We start from the raw sequence: 17,334 nt of genomic DNA, 5'->3' as shown, positions 1-17,334 counted from the left end.
TTTTTTTAAACCAAATTGGTGTTTTTAAAATTACGTGTTATAAATTCGAAGGCCGCATGCATGATATGCCCCATTGATTTGGCATTTTTAAATTTCATATCATTAGTATAACGGTATAATTCCATTTTTAGCTGATTCAAATGTTCTTCTGTTGAAATGGTATCGTGGCACATTATATTCAATAACTTTTTAATTCTGTTTTCCGCAGAGTGGATGCGTTTTGCCAAAATGGCACGCTCTTCGTCTTTATACTGAAAAATGGAACGTTCCTCAAGTTTTTCCTTAATCAGTTTTATCATTGGGTAATTTTCCTTGAAAAACTGAGGGCGGTACACTTTAAAATTGCCTTCATAACATTGCTGGTCAAAATCAATCGGACGAATTTTATACACTACCTGATCAAAATCATGAATTGGGACAATTACATAATTATAGGCTCTCATGTCGCCCAATAGCCTAATCATACAGCGTTCGTTAAATTTTACAAACTCTTTTGCAATTTGTGCTTTTTCTGTTTCTGTACATTTATCTAATAAGGTATCCATAAAAACATCACCGGGAATTCCGATAATATGTTCTTCTATCAAAGTATTATTGTAAACCAGAAAGTTGATTTTATCCGGCGAGAGAATGTCTTCTAATTCCAGTCCGTAAATTCTCGAAGCATCTGCTTTTTTGATGTAAAAATGAACGTAATTGTCATTCAGGATATTTCGTACTTTAATTCGGAAAGGTTTTGAATTTCCAAAAGTACAATAGTCAATTGCATCAACATTGAGGTACTGAATAATTTCGCTGTTTCCATCAGAATGTAATAGCGAATATATTTTTTTCAGGTTCAGATCAATTTCATTTCTTTCAAATTCATTGTAATAAACCCTGATCCATAACGTATCAATATCATTTTTATCGTACACATTTATAGAGCCTGAAAAGCGCAATAAGTCGTCATAAAACACAGAAACTTTTGAGATTCGTTCGTATCTTTCTAAATAGCTTAAAAGTGATTGTGTTAAAGGGTAAGAAGGTTTTTTAAAAAGCATTAAAGGCTCGCTCATTTTCAATATCTTTAAATGCAAATTTACATTAATTTATATTTAGGAGTAACAAAATAAAAGTTGAAACGTCTTACTAAAAACTAAAACCGTATAAATTTGGAAACCATACTAACAATTGAGAATCTTCATAAAAGATATGGGCGAATTCAGGCCTTGAAAAATATATCTTTTGAAATACAAAAAGGACGCGTTTATGGTATTTTAGGACCAAACGGAAGCGGAAAATCTACTACCTTAGGAATTGTGCTGAATGTTGTTAATCGGACATCAGGAAGTTACAGTTGGTTTGGTGGAAAAATGCAAACTCACGAAGCTCTAAAAAAAGTGGGTGCTATTATAGAACGTCCTAATTTTTATCCGTACATGACAGCCGAAGAAAATCTCAAGCTGGTTTGCAAAATAAAAAGTATTGATTATTCTAAAATCGATGAAAAACTGAATTTAGTAGATTTGGCAGAAAGGAAGAATAGTAAATTCAGTACATTCTCATTAGGAATGAAACAGCGTCTGGCGATTGCTTCTGCACTCTTAAATGATCCGGAAATCTTAATTTTGGATGAGCCCACAAATGGTTTAGATCCTCAGGGAATTCATCAGATTAGGGATATTATCAAAAAAATTGCTTCGCAGGGAACCACCATTTTACTGGCTTCACATTTATTGGATGAAGTTGAAAAAGTTTGCTCACACGTTGTTGTTTTGCGAAAAGGGGAGATGCTTTATTCAGGTTCTGTTGACGGAATGTCGGCAAATGAAAGTTTTTTTGAAGTTCAGTGCGAGGATAATGAAGCTTTGAAAATTGTTTTAACTGAACATTCGGCTGTTGACAGGATTACTGAAGAAGACGGGAAAGTTTTGGTTTATTTAAAATCAGAATTATCAGCTTCAGAATTGAATTTGTTTTTGTTTTCTAAAAATATTGCCTTGAATCATTTAGTAAAACGCAAAAACAGTTTAGAAGCCCAATTTTTAGAATTAACCCAAAATGCAAGTCCCAAAAACAACTAAGCCATGAACAGACTTCTCTCTATAGAATTACAGAAAATCTGGAAAAATAAAGCCAGTAAAGTGTTAACTATAACTTATTTTATTTTGCTTTCATTTATAGCTTTGATAGCTTCAATAAAATTTGAAATTGGATTTTTTAAGTTAAATTTAGCCGAAATGGGAATTTTTAATTTTCCGTTTATCTGGCATCTTAATACTTATATTGCTGCCTGGCTTAAGTTTTTTCTGGCGATTGTAATTGTTTCTATGATGGCAAATGAGTATAGTTACGGTACTTTAAAACAAAATTTAATAGATGGTTTGAGCAAAAAAGAATTTGTATTGTCTAAATTTTTAACGGTTGTACTTTTTGCTTTGTGCTCTACTGTTTTTGTTTTTGTAATGAGTCTGATTTTAGGGCTTTGTTTTTCATCTTATACAGAATTTGGAATAATTATCACAGATTTGGACTATTTGTTAGCCTTTTTTGTAAAACTGACGGGTTTCTTTTCTTTCTGTTTGTTTTTGGGAATTTTAGTAAAACGGTCTGCTTTTGCATTAGGTTTTCTTTTGGTATGGCTTTTTGTTGAATCAATTATTAGAGGTTTTTTAGCCTTTTGGATTTTTCCTAACAGTAATGTTGATGAAAAAATTACACAGTTTCTGCCTTTAGAATCTATGTCAAATCTGATTGTCTTGCCATTTTCAAGGTTATCTGTTATACGAAATATTCAGAATCAAATAGGATACCAAGACAATATAGATTACAGTACCAATTACTTTTCAGTTTTAATAGTTTTAGTCTGGACATTCTTGTTTGCTTACTTTTCGTATAAAGTGTTGAAAAAAAGAGATTTGTAATTTTTTTAAGGCTGTAGTTTTTTTCGGATTTTTTGAATATATCCCGAGAAATAATTTTGTAAAAGGACGTAAAAAAATATTTTGATATAAAAAGTAATGCAAAAATTATTACTTTTAAAATATGTTAAAAAATATACTTTTATATCTTTCACTGCTATTACTGCCATTTTTGAGTTTTTCACAATTTAGTAAAACTCATTATATACCGCCTGTAGTGGCTTCGGATGAAGTGCCTGTAGGAGAGCAGTATATTTATATTTCGACTCCAAGCTTAACTCCGGTAAGTTTTAGTATAAACGAAATTGGCGGAGCAATTACCACCGGAACAGTTTCCAGAGATATACCTTATGTTTTTGATATTAATGCACACAATGATAGTCAATTAGTTTTGAATGAATCTGAGGTAAGCAGTGTTAAGTCTAACAAAGGTTATGTTATTGAAGCAGGAGATGTAGTTTATGCAACAGTTAGGGTTATTGACAGAACCGAAAATCAGGCAAGTGAAATAGTTTCTAAAGGTTTGGCTGCATTAGGTACTCAGTTTAGAATTAGTGGTTTTACAAATAAAGTAAACGAGGGGTACTCAGAGGTGCATTTGACATTTGCATCTGTTTTAGCAACTGAAAACAATACAATAGTCAATTTTAAAGACATCAAAAATGGGGCAATTTTGATTAATAATAGCATTACAGCTAACTCAACCTTTAGTATTACTTTAAACAGTGGAGAAAGCTATACTATTGCAGTGAAAGGCCCAACGAAGACTAATAATGACGCACTGATTGGAGCATTGATTACTTCAAATAAACCAATAGCTGTTAATTGTGGTTCGTTTGCAGGATCCAATGGGGAGTTAAGAACTAATATGGATTTAGGATTGGATCAAATTGTTTCCGCAGAAAGAACAGGAACTGATTATATTTTTATTAAAAGTACTGGCTCAGACAATGTAGAAAAAGTGATTTTAATTGCTCATGAAGATAATACCGAAATATTTTTAAATGGCTCATTAACCCCAAATTATATCATTAATGCTGGTGAATATGTTTCGCTTTTAGGTTCGGATTATAATCTTCAGGGAAATTTGTATGTACGTTCCAGTAAAAATATCTTTGCTTATCAGAGTGTCGGGGATGGTTCAAGAACCGATGAAGCCAATCAGGAAATGTTTTTTGTTCCGCCTTTAAGCTGTCAGACTCCAAAATCGATAGATAATATTCCTGCTATTGAATCTATAGGGAATCGTGTTTTTACCGGCAGAGTTGCAATTACAACTAAAAAAGGTTCAGCTTTAAGTTTTGTAATTGATAAGGTTGCTTATACTTTAGCTTCCCTGCGTCCGGAAGTAAAAGTTTTAGGGCCAACTTCTGTAACCGGAAATACAGAATATGAATGTTATGTTTTAACAGGTCTAAAAGGAAATGTATCTGTTTTTTCTACTTCTCAATTGTATTTAGCGGCATACGGTAGTGAGAACGCCGCAACATTTGGAGGGTATTACTCAGGTTTTACCTTTAAACCCGAAGTGAATTTTCAACCATTAAATTTAAACCAATCGAGTTGTGTTCCTAATGTTAGGCTTAATGTGAGTTCTGTTGCCGGATTTGATGTTTTTCAATGGTATTTTAATGATTTGGAAATTCCGGGAGCTAATTCAAATAGCTATTCACCAACACAACCGGGATATTATAAAGTAAAAGCTATATTATCAGCCTGTGGAACAGAATTTTTTTCGGATGAAATTCCCGTTAGCGATTGTCCTGCTGATATGGATAATGACAAAGTTAATGACAATATAGATTTGGATAATGATGGGGATGGAATAGCGAACTGTACCGAATCGTTTGGGAATCAGAGTGTCAATCTTTCTAATTTAAGTTCGAATGCTATTTCTGTTGGTACTTATACAAATTCCTTCACTGGCGCGATTACTACTTCAATGACAACGAGCAGTGTGCCTTTTTCAGGAACCTCTGATGGAAGTTTTGTTAGCGAAGTACCTGCTGGTAAAGAGAATTGGGTAAAATATACAATGACTTTTGCAAAGCCTGCTTCAGTTGGACTGGATTATATTTCAACAGGAAATAGTACTGATTTACTGAATTCTACTGCTGAGTATATTGTAAATTCCGAAACGAATAAAACGATAACCGTATTAAATCCAAACAATCAATTATTGATTGATACCAATTATGACGGTTTTTATGAAAGCGGTGTAACTGAATTTTCATCCTTTGAAATTCGTTTCAGACTTAATGGTGCTGTCCCATTAGCCGCTGGTACGGGAACTTTTAAATTTTTAACGAATCAGTCTAAAATGCTTAGTTTTAAGCATCAAAATCTTTCAGATGTAGCATCAAACAGAACATCATTAAAATTCTATTTGGTATGTGTTCCTAGGGATTCAGATAATGACGGGATTGAAGATCAGTTAGATTTGGACAGTGATAATGATGGTATTCCGGATACTGTTGAAGCGCAAGGTGTAAATTTAAAAGCGGTTTCAAATGCTGATGCAAATCATGATGGAATTGATGATGCTTATGGAAGCGGATTAGTGCCCTCGGATTTTGATAATGATGCTATTCCTGATTATATAGATTTGGATAGTGATAATGATGGAATTTATGATGTAACTGAGTCTGGGAGTAATGCTGCAGATGTAAATCGGGATGGTGTAATTGACGGAAATAATTTTGGTGCAAATGGATTGGCAAATTCAGTAGAAACTACTCCGGAAAGTGGAAAACTAAATTATAGTTTAACAGATACTGATTCAGACGGCATTTATAATCATACAGAGCTTGATAGTGATAATGATTTGTGTTCTGATGTTATAGAAGCGGGTTTCGGTGACAGTAATAATGATCGTATTTTGGGAGCAGTTTTTCCTCCAACGGTAAATAAAAATGGAGTGGTTACAAGTGGAACTGGTTATACAAGTCCAAATTTAAATTACACAATTGCCGCACCCATCATTATTGATAAACAACCGGAGAACAAATCGGTTTGTGAATTACAAAATACAGTTTTTACAGTCACAGCTGCTTTAGTCTCAGGTTACCAATGGCAGGTTTCTACTAATAATGGTGTCACGTGGAATGATTTGATTAATAATACAGCGTATTCAGGTGTAAATACATTGTCTCTGACGGTGTCAAACGTTTTAAAATCAATGAATACGTATCAATACAGAGTGTTCCTGAACAGAGCAGGAAATTCCTGCGGATTATATTCTAATGCTGCAACTTTGACAATACTAGCATTGCCAGCGGTTAGTTCACCGGTAACTTTAGTGCAATGTGACGATGATATAGACGGTATTTCTACATTTAACCTGACTCAGAAGAATAATGCTATTTCAGCTAATTCAGCACTGGAAAAATTTAGTTATTACACTACTTTAGCAGCAGCAGAATCAAAAGATAACTCCTTCTTAATTGGAGATCCTTTAACTTATATTAGTTCAGACAAAACAATTTATGTGCGTATAGAAAATGCAAATGACTGTTTTAGCGTTTCACAATTGAGGCTTGTAGTATCTGTGACTCAAATTCCGAATAGTTTTAAAATTGCAGATTTTCAACTTTGTGATGATTTTATAAATGATGTTAGTACAGATACAGATGGTATTTCAGGTTTTGACTTTAGTAATGTAACGCAGCAAATTAAAAATACACTTCCTGCTCCTGTATCAAATTATGTTGTGAGTTATTATAAAAATGAGATTGATTTTCTGGCTGAAACTGATGCTCTCGGAAATTCATTGGCGATTGCAGATATTTCAAATTATCGAAATATTGGATATCCAAATAATCAAAAAATATGGGCAAGGGTCGAAAATTTCGTGTCTAATGATTGTTTTGGGTTTACAACTTTTAATTTAATAGTTAATCCATTTCCAAATATAGATTTGAATATTGATGGAATAGAAAATGAAATTGTGTGTAATAATTTACCTGAATTTATGGTAAAGCTTGAAGCTGGGATTAATGACGGTACACCAATAAATAATTATACCTATCAGTGGTATTTGGATGGAAATACAATTTTGGGAGCGACAACTTATTCGATAGAAGTAAATAAAGCAGGAATCTACACTGTTGAGGTAAAAAATACAAATAATTGTTCCAGAACCCGAACGATTAAAGTTGTGGCATCAGATATTGCGGGAATTTCAGCTGTTGAAATTAAAGATTTAAGCGAGAATAATTCGGTAATGGTAAATGTAACCGGTCCGGGAAATTATGTTTATAGTATGACGGGCTTAAAAGATTCTTATGTAGATTCAAATCTGTTTGTAAATGTTGATGTAGGTTTTCATACCATTTACATCAAAGATTTAAATGGATGTGGAATTATAGAAAAAAGAATTGCGGTGCTTGGAGCTCCAAAATTTTTCACTCCAAATGGAGATGGTCATAATGACACCTGGAATGTAAAAGGTGTAAGTGCAGAATTTTATTCAAAATCAATCCTTTATATTTTTGATAGATATGGAAAACTGATTAACCAGATTTCGCCTTTTGGTTCGGGCTGGGATGGAACATTTCAAGGAAGTCCAATGCCTGCTGACGATTACTGGTATACGGCAAAATTTGAAAATGGACGTGAAGCAAAAGGGCATTTTAGTTTGAAAAGATAATTTTTCAAATTCCAATTTTCAAATTCCAATTTTCAAATTCCAATAAAAATTTCTTAAAAAAAAGAATCCCAAACTCCATGATTGGAATTTGGGATTTCTATATTGAAATTTAAATCTTTTAGATTTTAAATCTTTTTCTATCAGTTTCAGTCAAATAGATTTTTCTTAAACGAATAGATTTTGGAGTAACCTCTACATATTCATCTTTTTGAATGTATTCTAAAGCTTCTTCTAATGAGAAAATGATTGGCGGGATGATTCTCGCTTTTTCATCATTTCCGGATGAACGAACGTTAGATTGTTTTTTCTCTTTCGTTACGTTTACACACATATCATCACCACGAGAGTTTTCTCCAATTACCTGACCTTCGTAAATTTCAGCATTTGGTTCAACAAAAAACTTACCACGGTCTTGTAATTTATCGATAGAGTAAGGAATAGCTTTTCCTTTTTCCATAGAAATCAATGAACCTTTGTTACGTCCTGCAATTTCACCTTTGTAAGGCTCATATCCAATGAAACGGTGTGACATAATCGCTTCACCGGCAGTAGCAGTAAGTAACTGATTACGTAATCCAATAATTCCACGAGATGGAATATTAAATTTAATAATCATACGCTCACCCTTAGTTTCCATACTTAACATTTCACCTTTACGAAGTGTAACAAATTCAACAGCTCTTCCAGAAAGATTTTCTGGTAAGTCGATTGTTAATTCTTCAATTGGCTCACATTTTTTACCATCAATCTCTTTAATGATAACTTGCGGCTGACCAATTTGTAATTCGTAACCTTCTCTTCTCATTGTTTCAATAAGAACAGATAAGTGAAGTACACCACGACCAAAAACCATGAATTTATCAGCAGAATCAGTTTCACCTAACTTCATCGCTAAGTTTTTCTCTAATTCTTTTGTTAAACGCTCTCTAATATGACGAGAAGTTACAAATTTACCCTCTTTACCAAAGAAAGGAGAGTCATTGATCGTAAATAACATACTCATTGTAGGCTCATCGATAGCAATAGATGCTAATCCTTCAGGATTTTCGTGATCAGATATTGTATCTCCAATTTCAAAACCTTCAATACCTACAACAGCACAAATATCTCCAGCAATTACTTCTGTAACTTTTTTACGTCCAAGACCTTCAAAAGTATGTAATTCTTTAATTCTTGATTTTGTTACAGTACCGTCTCTTTTTACCAAAGATATTGCCATACCTTCTTTTAAAATACCTCTTTCTAAACGACCAATAGCGATACGCCCAGTAAATGCAGAGAAATCTAAAGATGTAATCAACATTTGAGGATTACCTTCTGATACTTTAGGAGCTGGTACATTTTCAACAACCATATCCAATAATGCTTCCACATTATCAGTTACGTTTTCCCAATGATCAGACATCCAGTTGTTTTTTGCAGAACCATAAACTGTTGGAAAATCCAACTGCCATTCTTCAGCACCTAATTCAAACATTAAGTCAAAAACTTTTTCGTGAACTTCTTCAGGAGTACAGTTTTCTTTATCAACTTTGTTGATAACTACACAAGGCTTAAGACCTAAATCAATAGCTTTTTGTAATACGAAACGAGTTTGTGGCATCGGACCTTCAAATGCATCCACTAGCAAACATACACCATCGGCCATGTTCAACACACGTTCTACTTCACCTCCAAAATCGGCGTGACCAGGAGTATCAATAATATTGATTTTTGTCCCTTTGTACTGAACAGAAACGTTTTTAGAAGTAATGGTAATACCTCTCTCACGCTCTAAATCGTTATTATCAAGAATTAAATCACCTGTGTTTTCGTTTTCACGAAATAATTGACAGTGATACATAATTTTATCAACCAAAGTGGTTTTACCGTGATCGACGTGGGCAATAATTGCAATGTTTCTAATAGATTCCATCTGTGATTTTTAATGGGCGCAAAGGTACACTTTATTTTTTAATAAAAAACGTTTTGAAGATAGTTTACGTAATGCCAACGAATTAGTTTAACGAAATAGTAATAATACGATAGATTTTAAAGCATTTCTATTTGTTTCAATCTGGTTTATTTGTCTATATTTGAGTAATGAAAAGTAAACGCAAACAGATTACGCTGATATACATTGTCATTTCGTTATTTATGGCTATCTTATGTCATAAATTTCTAGTTTACTACGCTTTAAAAACTGAATTGTTTTATTACAGTTTTGTAAAAGACATCTTTTTTATACTTTTTACAGGTGTTATTTTTAATTATATTTTATCAAAAAATGAAAGCAGAAATGTTTCCATTTTAAAAAAAATGCAATTTACGAATGAAGAGATTAAAGAATCTAATGAAAAGTATGATATCGTTTCAAAAGCTACCAGTGATACAATATGGGATTGGAGAATTCAGGAGGATTACATTACCTGGAATAGAGGGATCGAAAATGTTTTTGGGTATAAACAGCAAGATGTAGGAATGACTTCGAAATGGTGGTTTGATAAAATTCACCCTGAAGATAGTATCAGAATGTCTGTTAAACTATATTCTTTTATTGAGCAGAAAACCGAAAAGTGGCAGGATCAATATCGGTTCAGATGTGCAGATGGAACTTATAAGTATGTTTTAGACAGAGGCTTTCTTTTAAAAGATGAAAATGGCAAGGCAGTCCGGATGATTGGTGCTATTCAGGATATTTCAAAACAAAAAGCAGAGGAGCAGAGACTTAAATTATTAGAAACTGTAATTACGCAATCTAAAGATTCTATTTTAATTACCGAGGCAAATTCTATAGATGGTAAAATTCCGAGAATTGTTTACGTAAATCCTGCTTTTTCTAAAATGTCAGGCTACGAATCCGATGAAATACTAGGGCAGTCACCAAATGTTTTTAAAGGGCCTAATTCGGATTCAGAAGCATTGAAAAAAGTATTAAAAGCAATCAGAGAAGAAAAAGAATGCTTGATTGAAACCATAAGCTATAGTAAAGACAAAAAGGAGTATTGGGTTCGTTTTTCAATGATTCCGATTTTTAATTCAGAAGGTGTTTTGTCTCATTGGATATCTATTCAGCAGGATATTACGGAAGAGAAAAAATTAGAAACAGAAAAAGAGCATTTAATTCGTGAATTGACCCAAAATAATAAAGATTTAAAGCAGTTTTCTTATATAACTTCGCATAATCTAAGAGCTCCGTTATCTAATTTGATGGGATTGCTAAATTTAATAGAGGATATTTCAATTGAAAATCCTGAATTAGAAGAAATATTAAGTGGCTTTTATAAGTCTACAAATCTCCTTAATGAAACGATTAATGATTTAGTAAAAGTTATCATTATAAAAGATAATCCTTCTATACAAAAAGAAATGGTTACTTTAAGTGAAGTTTTTGAAAATGTATTTGGTCAGTTATCCTTTCAAATAGAGATACATAAGCCAATAATAAAACTTAAGTTAGATAAAGTTCCTTTACTTAATACTAATAAGGCGTATATTGAAAGTATATTACTAAATTTGTTGACGAATTCGATAAAATATAAATCAGAGAATAGAAAATTAAAAATCTCTATAACTGCTGAACAGATTGATCAGAGAGTTTTTCTAACTTTTACTGATAACGGAATCGGTATTGATTTAGAAAGAAACGCTGATAAAGTTTTCGGATTGTATCAAAGGTTTCATAATTATCCAGATAGTAAAGGTCTTGGTTTATATCTTGTAAAATCTCAGGTTGAGACTATGGGAGGAACAATTAGTGTTGAGAGTGAGGTAAACAAAGGAACCTCATTTATCATAACATTTAAAAATTAAGTTATGTTGGAACAAATTTTATGTATTGATGATGATCCTATTACATTGATGCTGTCTAAAAAAGTAATTGCAAGATCTGGTTTTTCTGATGAAATCATTACAGCTCAAAACGGTGAAGAAGCGTTGTCGTATTTCAATACTTTAAAATATAGTAAAGAGCAGCCGGTAAAAAAACCGCAATTAATTTTTTTGGATTTAAACATGCCGGTCATGGGAGGATGGGAGTTTTTGGATCATTTTACATTATCGGATTACGATGAATTTAATTCAATAAATGTTATTGTTTTGTCCTCTACCATTAATCCTGAAGATCTGGCTAAGGCAAAAAAATATCCTATTATTCTTGACTTTCTTTCTAAGCCAATAACCTTGCAAATGATTGAATATCTGAAAAATAAAATAGAACTATAAAAAAACGGCAATTATAAATGTAATTGCCGTTTTTTGTTTTAAGTAAGTAATAGAAAATGAATGCCTTCTTAGTTTTTTTCTTCTTTATTGAAATATACTAAGTAGTAATACATTTGTTTTTCTTCATCCCAGCCTTTTTCAACAAATTTCTCAGCGCTTTCAGGATTGATAAAATCCATTTTAATCTGAATATGAGTATCCAGATTAATAACGTTTTTAATCGATTTTCTGGCGTCAGAAACTGCTGCGTTTGCAATAGGGAATGAGGTTACATCTTCGATGCTGTATTTTTCTCCTTTATCAACTTTATAGTTTTTAAATTCAGGAATTAAGTCCGGATTGTCTAATACTTCATTCAGGAAATTTTGTTCTTCAAACTGATCATTTTTAGCAAAATAATTCACAGATCGGTTCATGAACATTACTTCCTCTTTCTTGTCTTCTGCTGGTAAAACCACGTCTTTTGCGAAGTTTTGACAGAATTTTAAATATTTTTTTGTGATGAAATTTTCATCTTCAAAAGCATCAACAGATAAAAAGTGTTCTAGCCAGTAACGCGCATCGTAACGGTTGCTGTCTACAGTTAGAATTTTGTATCCTTCTTCTTTTTTATAGTTAAAAATCAAACATCCTTTATCTAATTTGCTAAGGTTGATTCCCTGTTGCAAAATCATTTCAAGATTACTGTCTTTTTCTTCAAACTGTAAAAAGTCGGCTTGTAATTCGCTTTTAAAAATTCCGATGGCATCCACAACATTATTGTCGATACTCAAATTCGTTAAATAAGTAACATAAACCTCTCCGTTTTTAATATGCGGATGATTCGACTGCTCGAATAAATGCGTAGTAATTTTTTTTGAAATCTCCTGTAAATTGCCCGGATTGGTAAAAATCTCCGTAGCATATTTAAACATGTCGTTGTAATCTAAATCAACTTCGTGTGCAAACTGATAATAGTTTTCTTCTTTCTCTCTAAAAGGCTTAAAAAAGTATTCTTTTATCAAAGGCACGATTTCATCATTTAAATTAAAAGGCTGTTCTGATAAAAAAATCGCTTCGTTTCGGCTTTTGTTTCCTACGCGGTGTATCGCAAGCGTCTCGATGTGGGTGTTGAATAAGTTGATCATGTTTAAAGGTGCTGAGGTTCTAAGTTGCTAAGATTCTGAGTTTTTTAGTTTCTGTCTTTCAATTTTTTGATAAATGAAACTAACATTCTTTCGACTTCTCGGCTGTCCTCGTATAAGTTATTAAATTCGTGTTCATTCAGATAAGTTATATTTTTTGCAATTTCTAATTGAGTTTGCATTTCAAATAAAGAACCTACTGAAATATTTAAAAAGCGTAAAAAATCTTTATTGCTTTCTCTTCCAGATCCTTCAGCAATATTACTTGGAATAGAAATGGAACATCGTCTAATTTGTGAAGTTAACCCGAAGATTTCTTCTTTTGGAAAATTATTTGTTGAAGAATAGATTTTGGTAGTTAAGGACATTGATTTTTGCCAGATAAGCAGACTTCTAAAATTACTCATTTTTATATTTTTAGTTCATTAAATATAAAAATAAGAAAAAACTTTCAAAAAAAACACACCTTAGTGACTCAGCATCTCAGAACCTTAGTAACTTTTTCTCTAATTCCAATTCTCCTCAAAACCAAAATCTTCAAAGCTGTCGTCTCCTTCAAACATGTCAAGATCGTCTTCGTCTAAGTCATCTTCAAATTCGCCGTAGATATCATCGTGCATATCGGCTTCAAAGTTTTTTTCACCTGAATCATCAGGCATTTCTCCGTGAGAGAATAAAGTTTCAGGATATGGTGCGCCTGCAATTTGGTCTTCAATAGCGGCCAGTTCTACAAGGAAAGTCCACATATTAATAAAATCATAAACGTAGATGATCTTCGTGTTTTCTTTGTCTAAGATAGAAGATAATGGATAATCACTCATAGTTCGCTGTTCGCCGGGAACGTCTCCGGTATCAAAAAGCGGAATTTCATCTTCCTGATTCCAGGTTTCGTCGCAAGTGTAAAACGAAGCCACTTCCATTCCGTCAAAACCAAAAGCGTTGAAGATTGCATTGTGTAAATCCTCAAGAGTGTCGTCTTCAAGAATTGCAATGTCTCTAAAAATATCTTCTTCGGCGTCCAGAATTACTCTAAATTTATAAACCATAATCTTTGTATTTTTTGAAAAGCCAAAGGTAAAATATAAATTATGATTTATGAATTAGTAATTACGATTTGTTGAAAACATTTTATTGTAATGAGTTTTTTATGTAGTATGTTATTTCTGGCAAAAAAATCATTTACGACTTAATCGTTTTCTGATTTTGTGATAATGTTTATGATAAGTGCTATGACTTGGGTAGCTTCTGCTTGATGTCATGTTGTTGAAAATTAGAGCAGTAAAAAGCAAAATCAAAACGCCAATTAGTACAGGTGAAAGTACATACATATACCCCAGATCTTTTATTTTATCTGAACCAATAATTGCAATAAGAGCCGTAGCACCTCCCGGTGGATGTAAAGTTTTGGTAATCTGCATTAAAATAATCGCCAGTGAAACAGCAAGAGGAGCCGCAATCCAGATAATATCGGGAGCTAATTTGTGAACGGTAACTCCAATAAATGCCGAAACTAAGTGTCCTCCAACTAAATTTCGGGGCTGTGAGAACGGGCTCTGAATAATTCCGTAAACCAGAACGCTCGATGCTCCAAAAGAACCTATTAAATAAACAGCATCATTTCCTGAAAAATGTATTGATTGAATATAAGCAAGGATTCCAATACCGGCAAATGATCCTAAAAAAGACCAAAAATGTTCTTTATAATCTACTAAAGTTTCTTTGTAGAGGATGTATCTCGTTTTGCGATATCCTCTTTTTATTTTTTGAACAGGCATACCTTTCTATTTTAATAAACCAGAAGAATAACTGTAAACCGTATAGGGATAAATCATTTTTGCAGTATATTTCGAAATCAGACAAACTACAAGAATTGGTAAAAACAAGGTGTAATCGTTTGTAAGTCCGCATACTAAAAATATTGCAGTAAAAGGTGCGTGGATACTGGCGCTTAACACTGCCGCCATTCCGATAATCATAAAGTTAACAGGGATTACATGCACTTCAAAAAAAGTATTTAAAACAGAAGCCAGTAATAATCCTAAAAAAGCACCAATAAAAAGACTTGGTGCAAAAACGCCTCCATCACCGCCTGAAGCTAGCGTTATGGAAGTGACAATTGGCTTAAGAAGTAGTATGCCAATAAAAGTTATGGCTAAAGTAAATGTCATGATTTGATTAGGAGCAATGAAACTGGTTTTAATAGCATGATACCCTTCACCATATAATTGTGGAAAAATAAACAGCGAGATGCTTAAAACAGCTGATCCTATTATAATTTTATAATAATGAGTATCAATTTTTCCGAATTGAGATTTAAAAAACAAAACACAGCGGGTTAGATAAACAGAATTCATACCGGCCAAAATTCCCAGAAGAATAAAATACGGAATTGCTTTTAAATGCCAGGTCGTAATTGAAATTGCAAACAAAGGTTCTTCTTTTAGAATAGAAAGTAATCCGAAAGCAATTGAAACCGCTATTACATTTGAAATGATAAAGGCTCGGGTCACTTTTCTTGAAATGACTTCCAAAGCGAATAAAATTCCGGCAATTGGACTGCTGAATAAAGCCGTAACTCCGGCCGCAACACCCGCACAAATTAATTCGGTTTTGTATTGACGGAAAACATTTTCTTTTTCGTGCGCTACAGAGCCAATTGTTGCTGTGGCAACTACGGTAGAAACTTCGATTCCGGTTGAACCTCCAAAAATAACTGTCAATAAACCGTTTATAAAATGTGACGGAATTTTATATGAAGGTAAATTTTTTGATTTTGAACCGGTACTTTCAAAAACCTCCTTAATTCCTTTGTTTTCTTTTTTCTTAAAAATATATTGCCTTAGGAAATAAATTACGGATAATCCAAAAACCGGAAAAATGATATAAAAAATTGGATTTACCGATACTTCATGAAAGAAGATTTCTTCGTAATATTCGGTTATTTTTTTTAGTGAAATTCCGAGAAAGGCAGAAAGAAAGCCAATTAAGATAGAAACAATAACTAATTTTCGGAATTTAATAAATTGATGATTTTTTTTGATTTGCGCCGTTTTGTTCATCAGAAAGTAAATTTGTAGACCGCAGGATTTTATTTGCGATTTCACAAAATTAGACAATCAAATCTGTTTTTTAATAATAAACTGTCTTTTTAATTTGTTAAAGTTGATAAAACAAGAAAATTCTTTCAGTATGTTTTTGTAAATATTGCGATGTAAATGAATCCCGAAAAGTTTTCTTTTTGTATAGAATTGCCTTTCAGTTTTAGCACGGTTTTTTCTAGTAAATCTTTATTTTAGAGTGTTAAAATTGATGTAAGCAGGGAAATTTGTTCAAGGTTTGATTTTGCCGCAAAGGACCTAAGGCACAAAGATTTTTTATTTAAAGCAATGATTAGAAATGCAGTTTGTCATTTGAAATGACAAAAAATGAGAAAATCTTTGAACCTTTGTAACTTTAACCCTTTGTTTCTTATTTATCTCTCATAAAACTCAATTGGCAATAAATCAGGGTCAGCGATAAAAGTAAATCGTTTTTGAGTGGTTTCATCAATTCTTATCGGTTCTGATTCGATCTTTTTTGTATTCAAAAAAGATACGGTCTCATCTAAATTAATGACTTCAAAAGCCAAATGACGCAAACCAACAGCTTCAGGTCTTGACGGTCTCTTTGGTGGGTTTGGGAACGAAAATAATTCGACAATATAAACGCCATTTAAAGCCAGATCTAATTTATACGACTGACGTTCTTCGCGATAGATTTCTCTGACAACAGTTAATCCTAAAACTTCGGTATAAAAAGTTTTAGATTTTTCGTAATCAGAACATAAAATGGCGATATGATGAACTTTGTTTAAGGTAAGCATTATGTGTTTGATTCAGGTTCCTGATTTAATTTACGAATAACTTTTGCGGGATTTCCAACAGCTAATGAATTCTCCGGAATGTCTTTTGTAACGACAGATCCAGCGCCAACAACACAACCTTTGCCAATCGTAACTCCCGGACAAATAACCGAGTTTCCGCCAATCCAGCAATCGTCTCCAATGGTAACCGGATACGCATTTTCGAGTGTTTTTCTTAATTCAGCATCAAGTGGATGACTTGCAGTATAGATTTGAACATTGGGTGCAATAAAAACATTTGAGCCAATAATTACCGGAGCGCAGTCTAAAACAACACAATTTACATTAAAATAAACGTTTTCTCCACAAAAAATATTATATCCGTAATCGCAGTGAAATGGTGGTTCGACATAAAAGCCGGCTTTGGCGTTCGGAATCAGTTCTTTTAAAATTTCTTTTGCTTTTTTGGTAACTCGATATTCTTTTACATTCAAAGTATGAAGTAAGTTTTTTGCGGCGCGACGACCTTTTACTAATTCCGGATCAAAGGCATTGTAGTATTCGCCGGAAATCATTTTTTCTTTTTCTGTTTTCATACCTTTTATTTTTAATCTA

Annotated in this window: 14 protein-coding genes; 5 read left to right on the top strand and 9 right to left on the bottom strand. The window is 32.8% G+C overall.

The features are described 5' to 3' along the window. Window positions 1-5: 5 nt before the first annotated feature. On the bottom strand, window positions 6-1,058 hold the full coding sequence (locus FLV_RS08390) for a hypothetical protein (protein WP_243232859.1): 1,053 nt from the start codon (window positions 1,056-1,058) through the stop codon (window positions 6-8). A 96-nt stretch (window positions 1,059-1,154) separates the two neighbouring features. Here FLV_RS08390 and FLV_RS08385 point away from each other — a divergent pair, with 96 nt between their 5' ends. The 3 genes from FLV_RS08385 (at window position 1,155) to FLV_RS08375 (ending at window position 7,551) form a co-directional block, all read left to right on the top strand. After that, window positions 1,155-2,066 (top strand): ABC transporter ATP-binding protein, encoded by a 912-nt coding sequence (locus tag FLV_RS08385; protein ID WP_243232855.1) that lies wholly within the window; start codon window positions 1,155-1,157, stop codon window positions 2,064-2,066. A 3-nt stretch (window positions 2,067-2,069) separates the two neighbouring features. After that, window positions 2,070-2,906, top strand: coding sequence for an ABC transporter permease (locus FLV_RS08380; RefSeq protein WP_243232853.1), 837 nt, complete (start codon window positions 2,070-2,072; stop codon window positions 2,904-2,906). Window positions 2,907-3,027: 121 nt separating this feature from the next. After that, the gene (locus FLV_RS08375; protein WP_243232851.1) at window positions 3,028-7,551 is read left to right on the top strand and encodes a T9SS type B sorting domain-containing protein; all 4,524 of its coding nucleotides are present in this window, start codon (window positions 3,028-3,030) and stop codon (window positions 7,549-7,551) included. A gap of 118 nt (window positions 7,552-7,669) precedes the next feature. On the opposite strand, the gene typA is transcribed toward FLV_RS08375, so the two are convergent. Then, window positions 7,670-9,466 (bottom strand): translational GTPase TypA, encoded by a 1,797-nt coding sequence (typA, locus tag FLV_RS08370; RefSeq protein ID WP_243232848.1) that lies wholly within the window; start codon window positions 9,464-9,466, stop codon window positions 7,670-7,672. 167 nt (window positions 9,467-9,633) lie between these two features. On the opposite strand from typA, the gene FLV_RS08365 reads away from it, so the two are divergent. Together FLV_RS08365 and FLV_RS08360 are read left to right on the top strand one after the other, a co-directional pair. Continuing rightward, the gene (locus FLV_RS08365; protein ID WP_243232846.1) at window positions 9,634-11,343 is read left to right on the top strand and encodes a PAS domain-containing sensor histidine kinase; all 1,710 of its coding nucleotides are present in this window, start codon (window positions 9,634-9,636) and stop codon (window positions 11,341-11,343) included. 3 nt (window positions 11,344-11,346) lie between these two features. Next, window positions 11,347-11,754 carry a response regulator gene (locus tag FLV_RS08360; protein WP_243232845.1) on the top strand — a complete coding sequence of 136 codons (408 nt, stop codon included), beginning with the start codon at window positions 11,347-11,349 and terminating at the stop codon, window positions 11,752-11,754. 68 nt (window positions 11,755-11,822) lie between these two features. Here the strand turns inward: FLV_RS08360 and FLV_RS08355 are convergent, their stop codons facing one another. The 7 genes from FLV_RS08355 to FLV_RS08325 all read right to left on the bottom strand — a co-directional run bounded on the left by FLV_RS08355 (window position 11,823) and on the right by FLV_RS08325 (window position 17,315). Continuing rightward, window positions 11,823-12,881: a nucleoid-associated protein gene (locus tag FLV_RS08355; RefSeq protein ID WP_243232842.1), complete on the bottom strand. Its 1,059-nt coding sequence runs from the start codon at window positions 12,879-12,881 to the stop codon at window positions 11,823-11,825. A 44-nt stretch (window positions 12,882-12,925) separates the two neighbouring features. Further along, window positions 12,926-13,285, bottom strand: coding sequence for a four helix bundle protein (locus FLV_RS08350; RefSeq protein WP_243232840.1), 360 nt, complete (start codon window positions 13,283-13,285; stop codon window positions 12,926-12,928). Between the two features lie 99 nt (window positions 13,286-13,384). Further along, window positions 13,385-13,924, bottom strand: a complete 540-nt coding sequence (locus FLV_RS08345) for a plasmid pRiA4b ORF-3 family protein (RefSeq protein WP_243232839.1) — start codon at window positions 13,922-13,924, stop codon at window positions 13,385-13,387. A gap of 129 nt (window positions 13,925-14,053) precedes the next feature. Then, complete coding sequence (locus FLV_RS08340; RefSeq protein WP_243232838.1) at window positions 14,054-14,653, bottom strand: HPP family protein; 600 nt, start codon at window positions 14,651-14,653, stop codon at window positions 14,054-14,056. Window positions 14,654-14,659: 6 nt separating this feature from the next. Then, window positions 14,660-15,937: a chloride channel protein gene (locus FLV_RS08335; RefSeq protein ID WP_243232837.1), complete on the bottom strand. Its 1,278-nt coding sequence runs from the start codon at window positions 15,935-15,937 to the stop codon at window positions 14,660-14,662. 413 nt (window positions 15,938-16,350) lie between these two features. Beyond that, window positions 16,351-16,740 carry a VOC family protein gene (locus FLV_RS08330; RefSeq protein WP_243232836.1) on the bottom strand — a complete coding sequence of 130 codons (390 nt, stop codon included), beginning with the start codon at window positions 16,738-16,740 and terminating at the stop codon, window positions 16,351-16,353. Further along, window positions 16,740-17,315, bottom strand: coding sequence for a sugar O-acetyltransferase (locus FLV_RS08325; protein ID WP_243232835.1), 576 nt, complete (start codon window positions 17,313-17,315; stop codon window positions 16,740-16,742). Before FLV_RS08325 ends, FLV_RS08330 begins: the two co-directional genes overlap by 1 nt. Window positions 17,316-17,334: the final 19 nt, after the last annotated feature.

This window comes from Flavobacterium pectinovorum, assembly GCF_022802975.1.
GTDB classification, from domain to species: Bacteria; Bacteroidota; Bacteroidia; order Flavobacteriales; family Flavobacteriaceae; genus Flavobacterium; species Flavobacterium pectinovorum_B.
This window is presented reverse-complemented; position numbering and strand designations above follow the sequence as displayed.

Bases quoted from the DNA above. Each gene is read 5' to 3' on its own strand.
- FLV_RS08390 (WP_243232859.1), bottom strand. From the start codon at position 1,058: ATGAGCGAGCCTTTAATGCTTTTTAAAAAACCTTCTTACCCTTTAACA.
- FLV_RS08380 (WP_243232853.1), top strand. From the start codon at position 2,070: ATGAACAGACTTCTCTCTATAGAATTACAGAAAATCTGGAAAAATAAA.
- FLV_RS08375 (WP_243232851.1), top strand. From the start codon at position 3,028: ATGTTAAAAAATATACTTTTATATCTTTCACTGCTATTACTGCCATTT.
- typA (WP_243232848.1), bottom strand. From the start codon at position 9,466: ATGGAATCTATTAGAAACATTGCAATTATTGCCCACGTCGATCACGGT.
- FLV_RS08365 (WP_243232846.1), top strand. From the start codon at position 9,634: ATGAAAAGTAAACGCAAACAGATTACGCTGATATACATTGTCATTTCG.
- FLV_RS08360 (WP_243232845.1), top strand. From the start codon at position 11,347: ATGTTGGAACAAATTTTATGTATTGATGATGATCCTATTACATTGATG.
- FLV_RS08355 (WP_243232842.1), bottom strand. From the start codon at position 12,881: ATGATCAACTTATTCAACACCCACATCGAGACGCTTGCGATACACCGC.
- FLV_RS08350 (WP_243232840.1), bottom strand. From the start codon at position 13,285: ATGAGTAATTTTAGAAGTCTGCTTATCTGGCAAAAATCAATGTCCTTA.
- FLV_RS08345 (WP_243232839.1), bottom strand. From the start codon at position 13,924: ATGGTTTATAAATTTAGAGTAATTCTGGACGCCGAAGAAGATATTTTT.
- FLV_RS08340 (WP_243232838.1), bottom strand. From the start codon at position 14,653: ATGCCTGTTCAAAAAATAAAAAGAGGATATCGCAAAACGAGATACATC.
- FLV_RS08335 (WP_243232837.1), bottom strand. From the start codon at position 15,937: ATGAACAAAACGGCGCAAATCAAAAAAAATCATCAATTTATTAAATTC.
- FLV_RS08330 (WP_243232836.1), bottom strand. From the start codon at position 16,740: ATGCTTACCTTAAACAAAGTTCATCATATCGCCATTTTATGTTCTGAT.
- FLV_RS08325 (WP_243232835.1), bottom strand. From the start codon at position 17,315: ATGAAAACAGAAAAAGAAAAAATGATTTCCGGCGAATACTACAATGCC.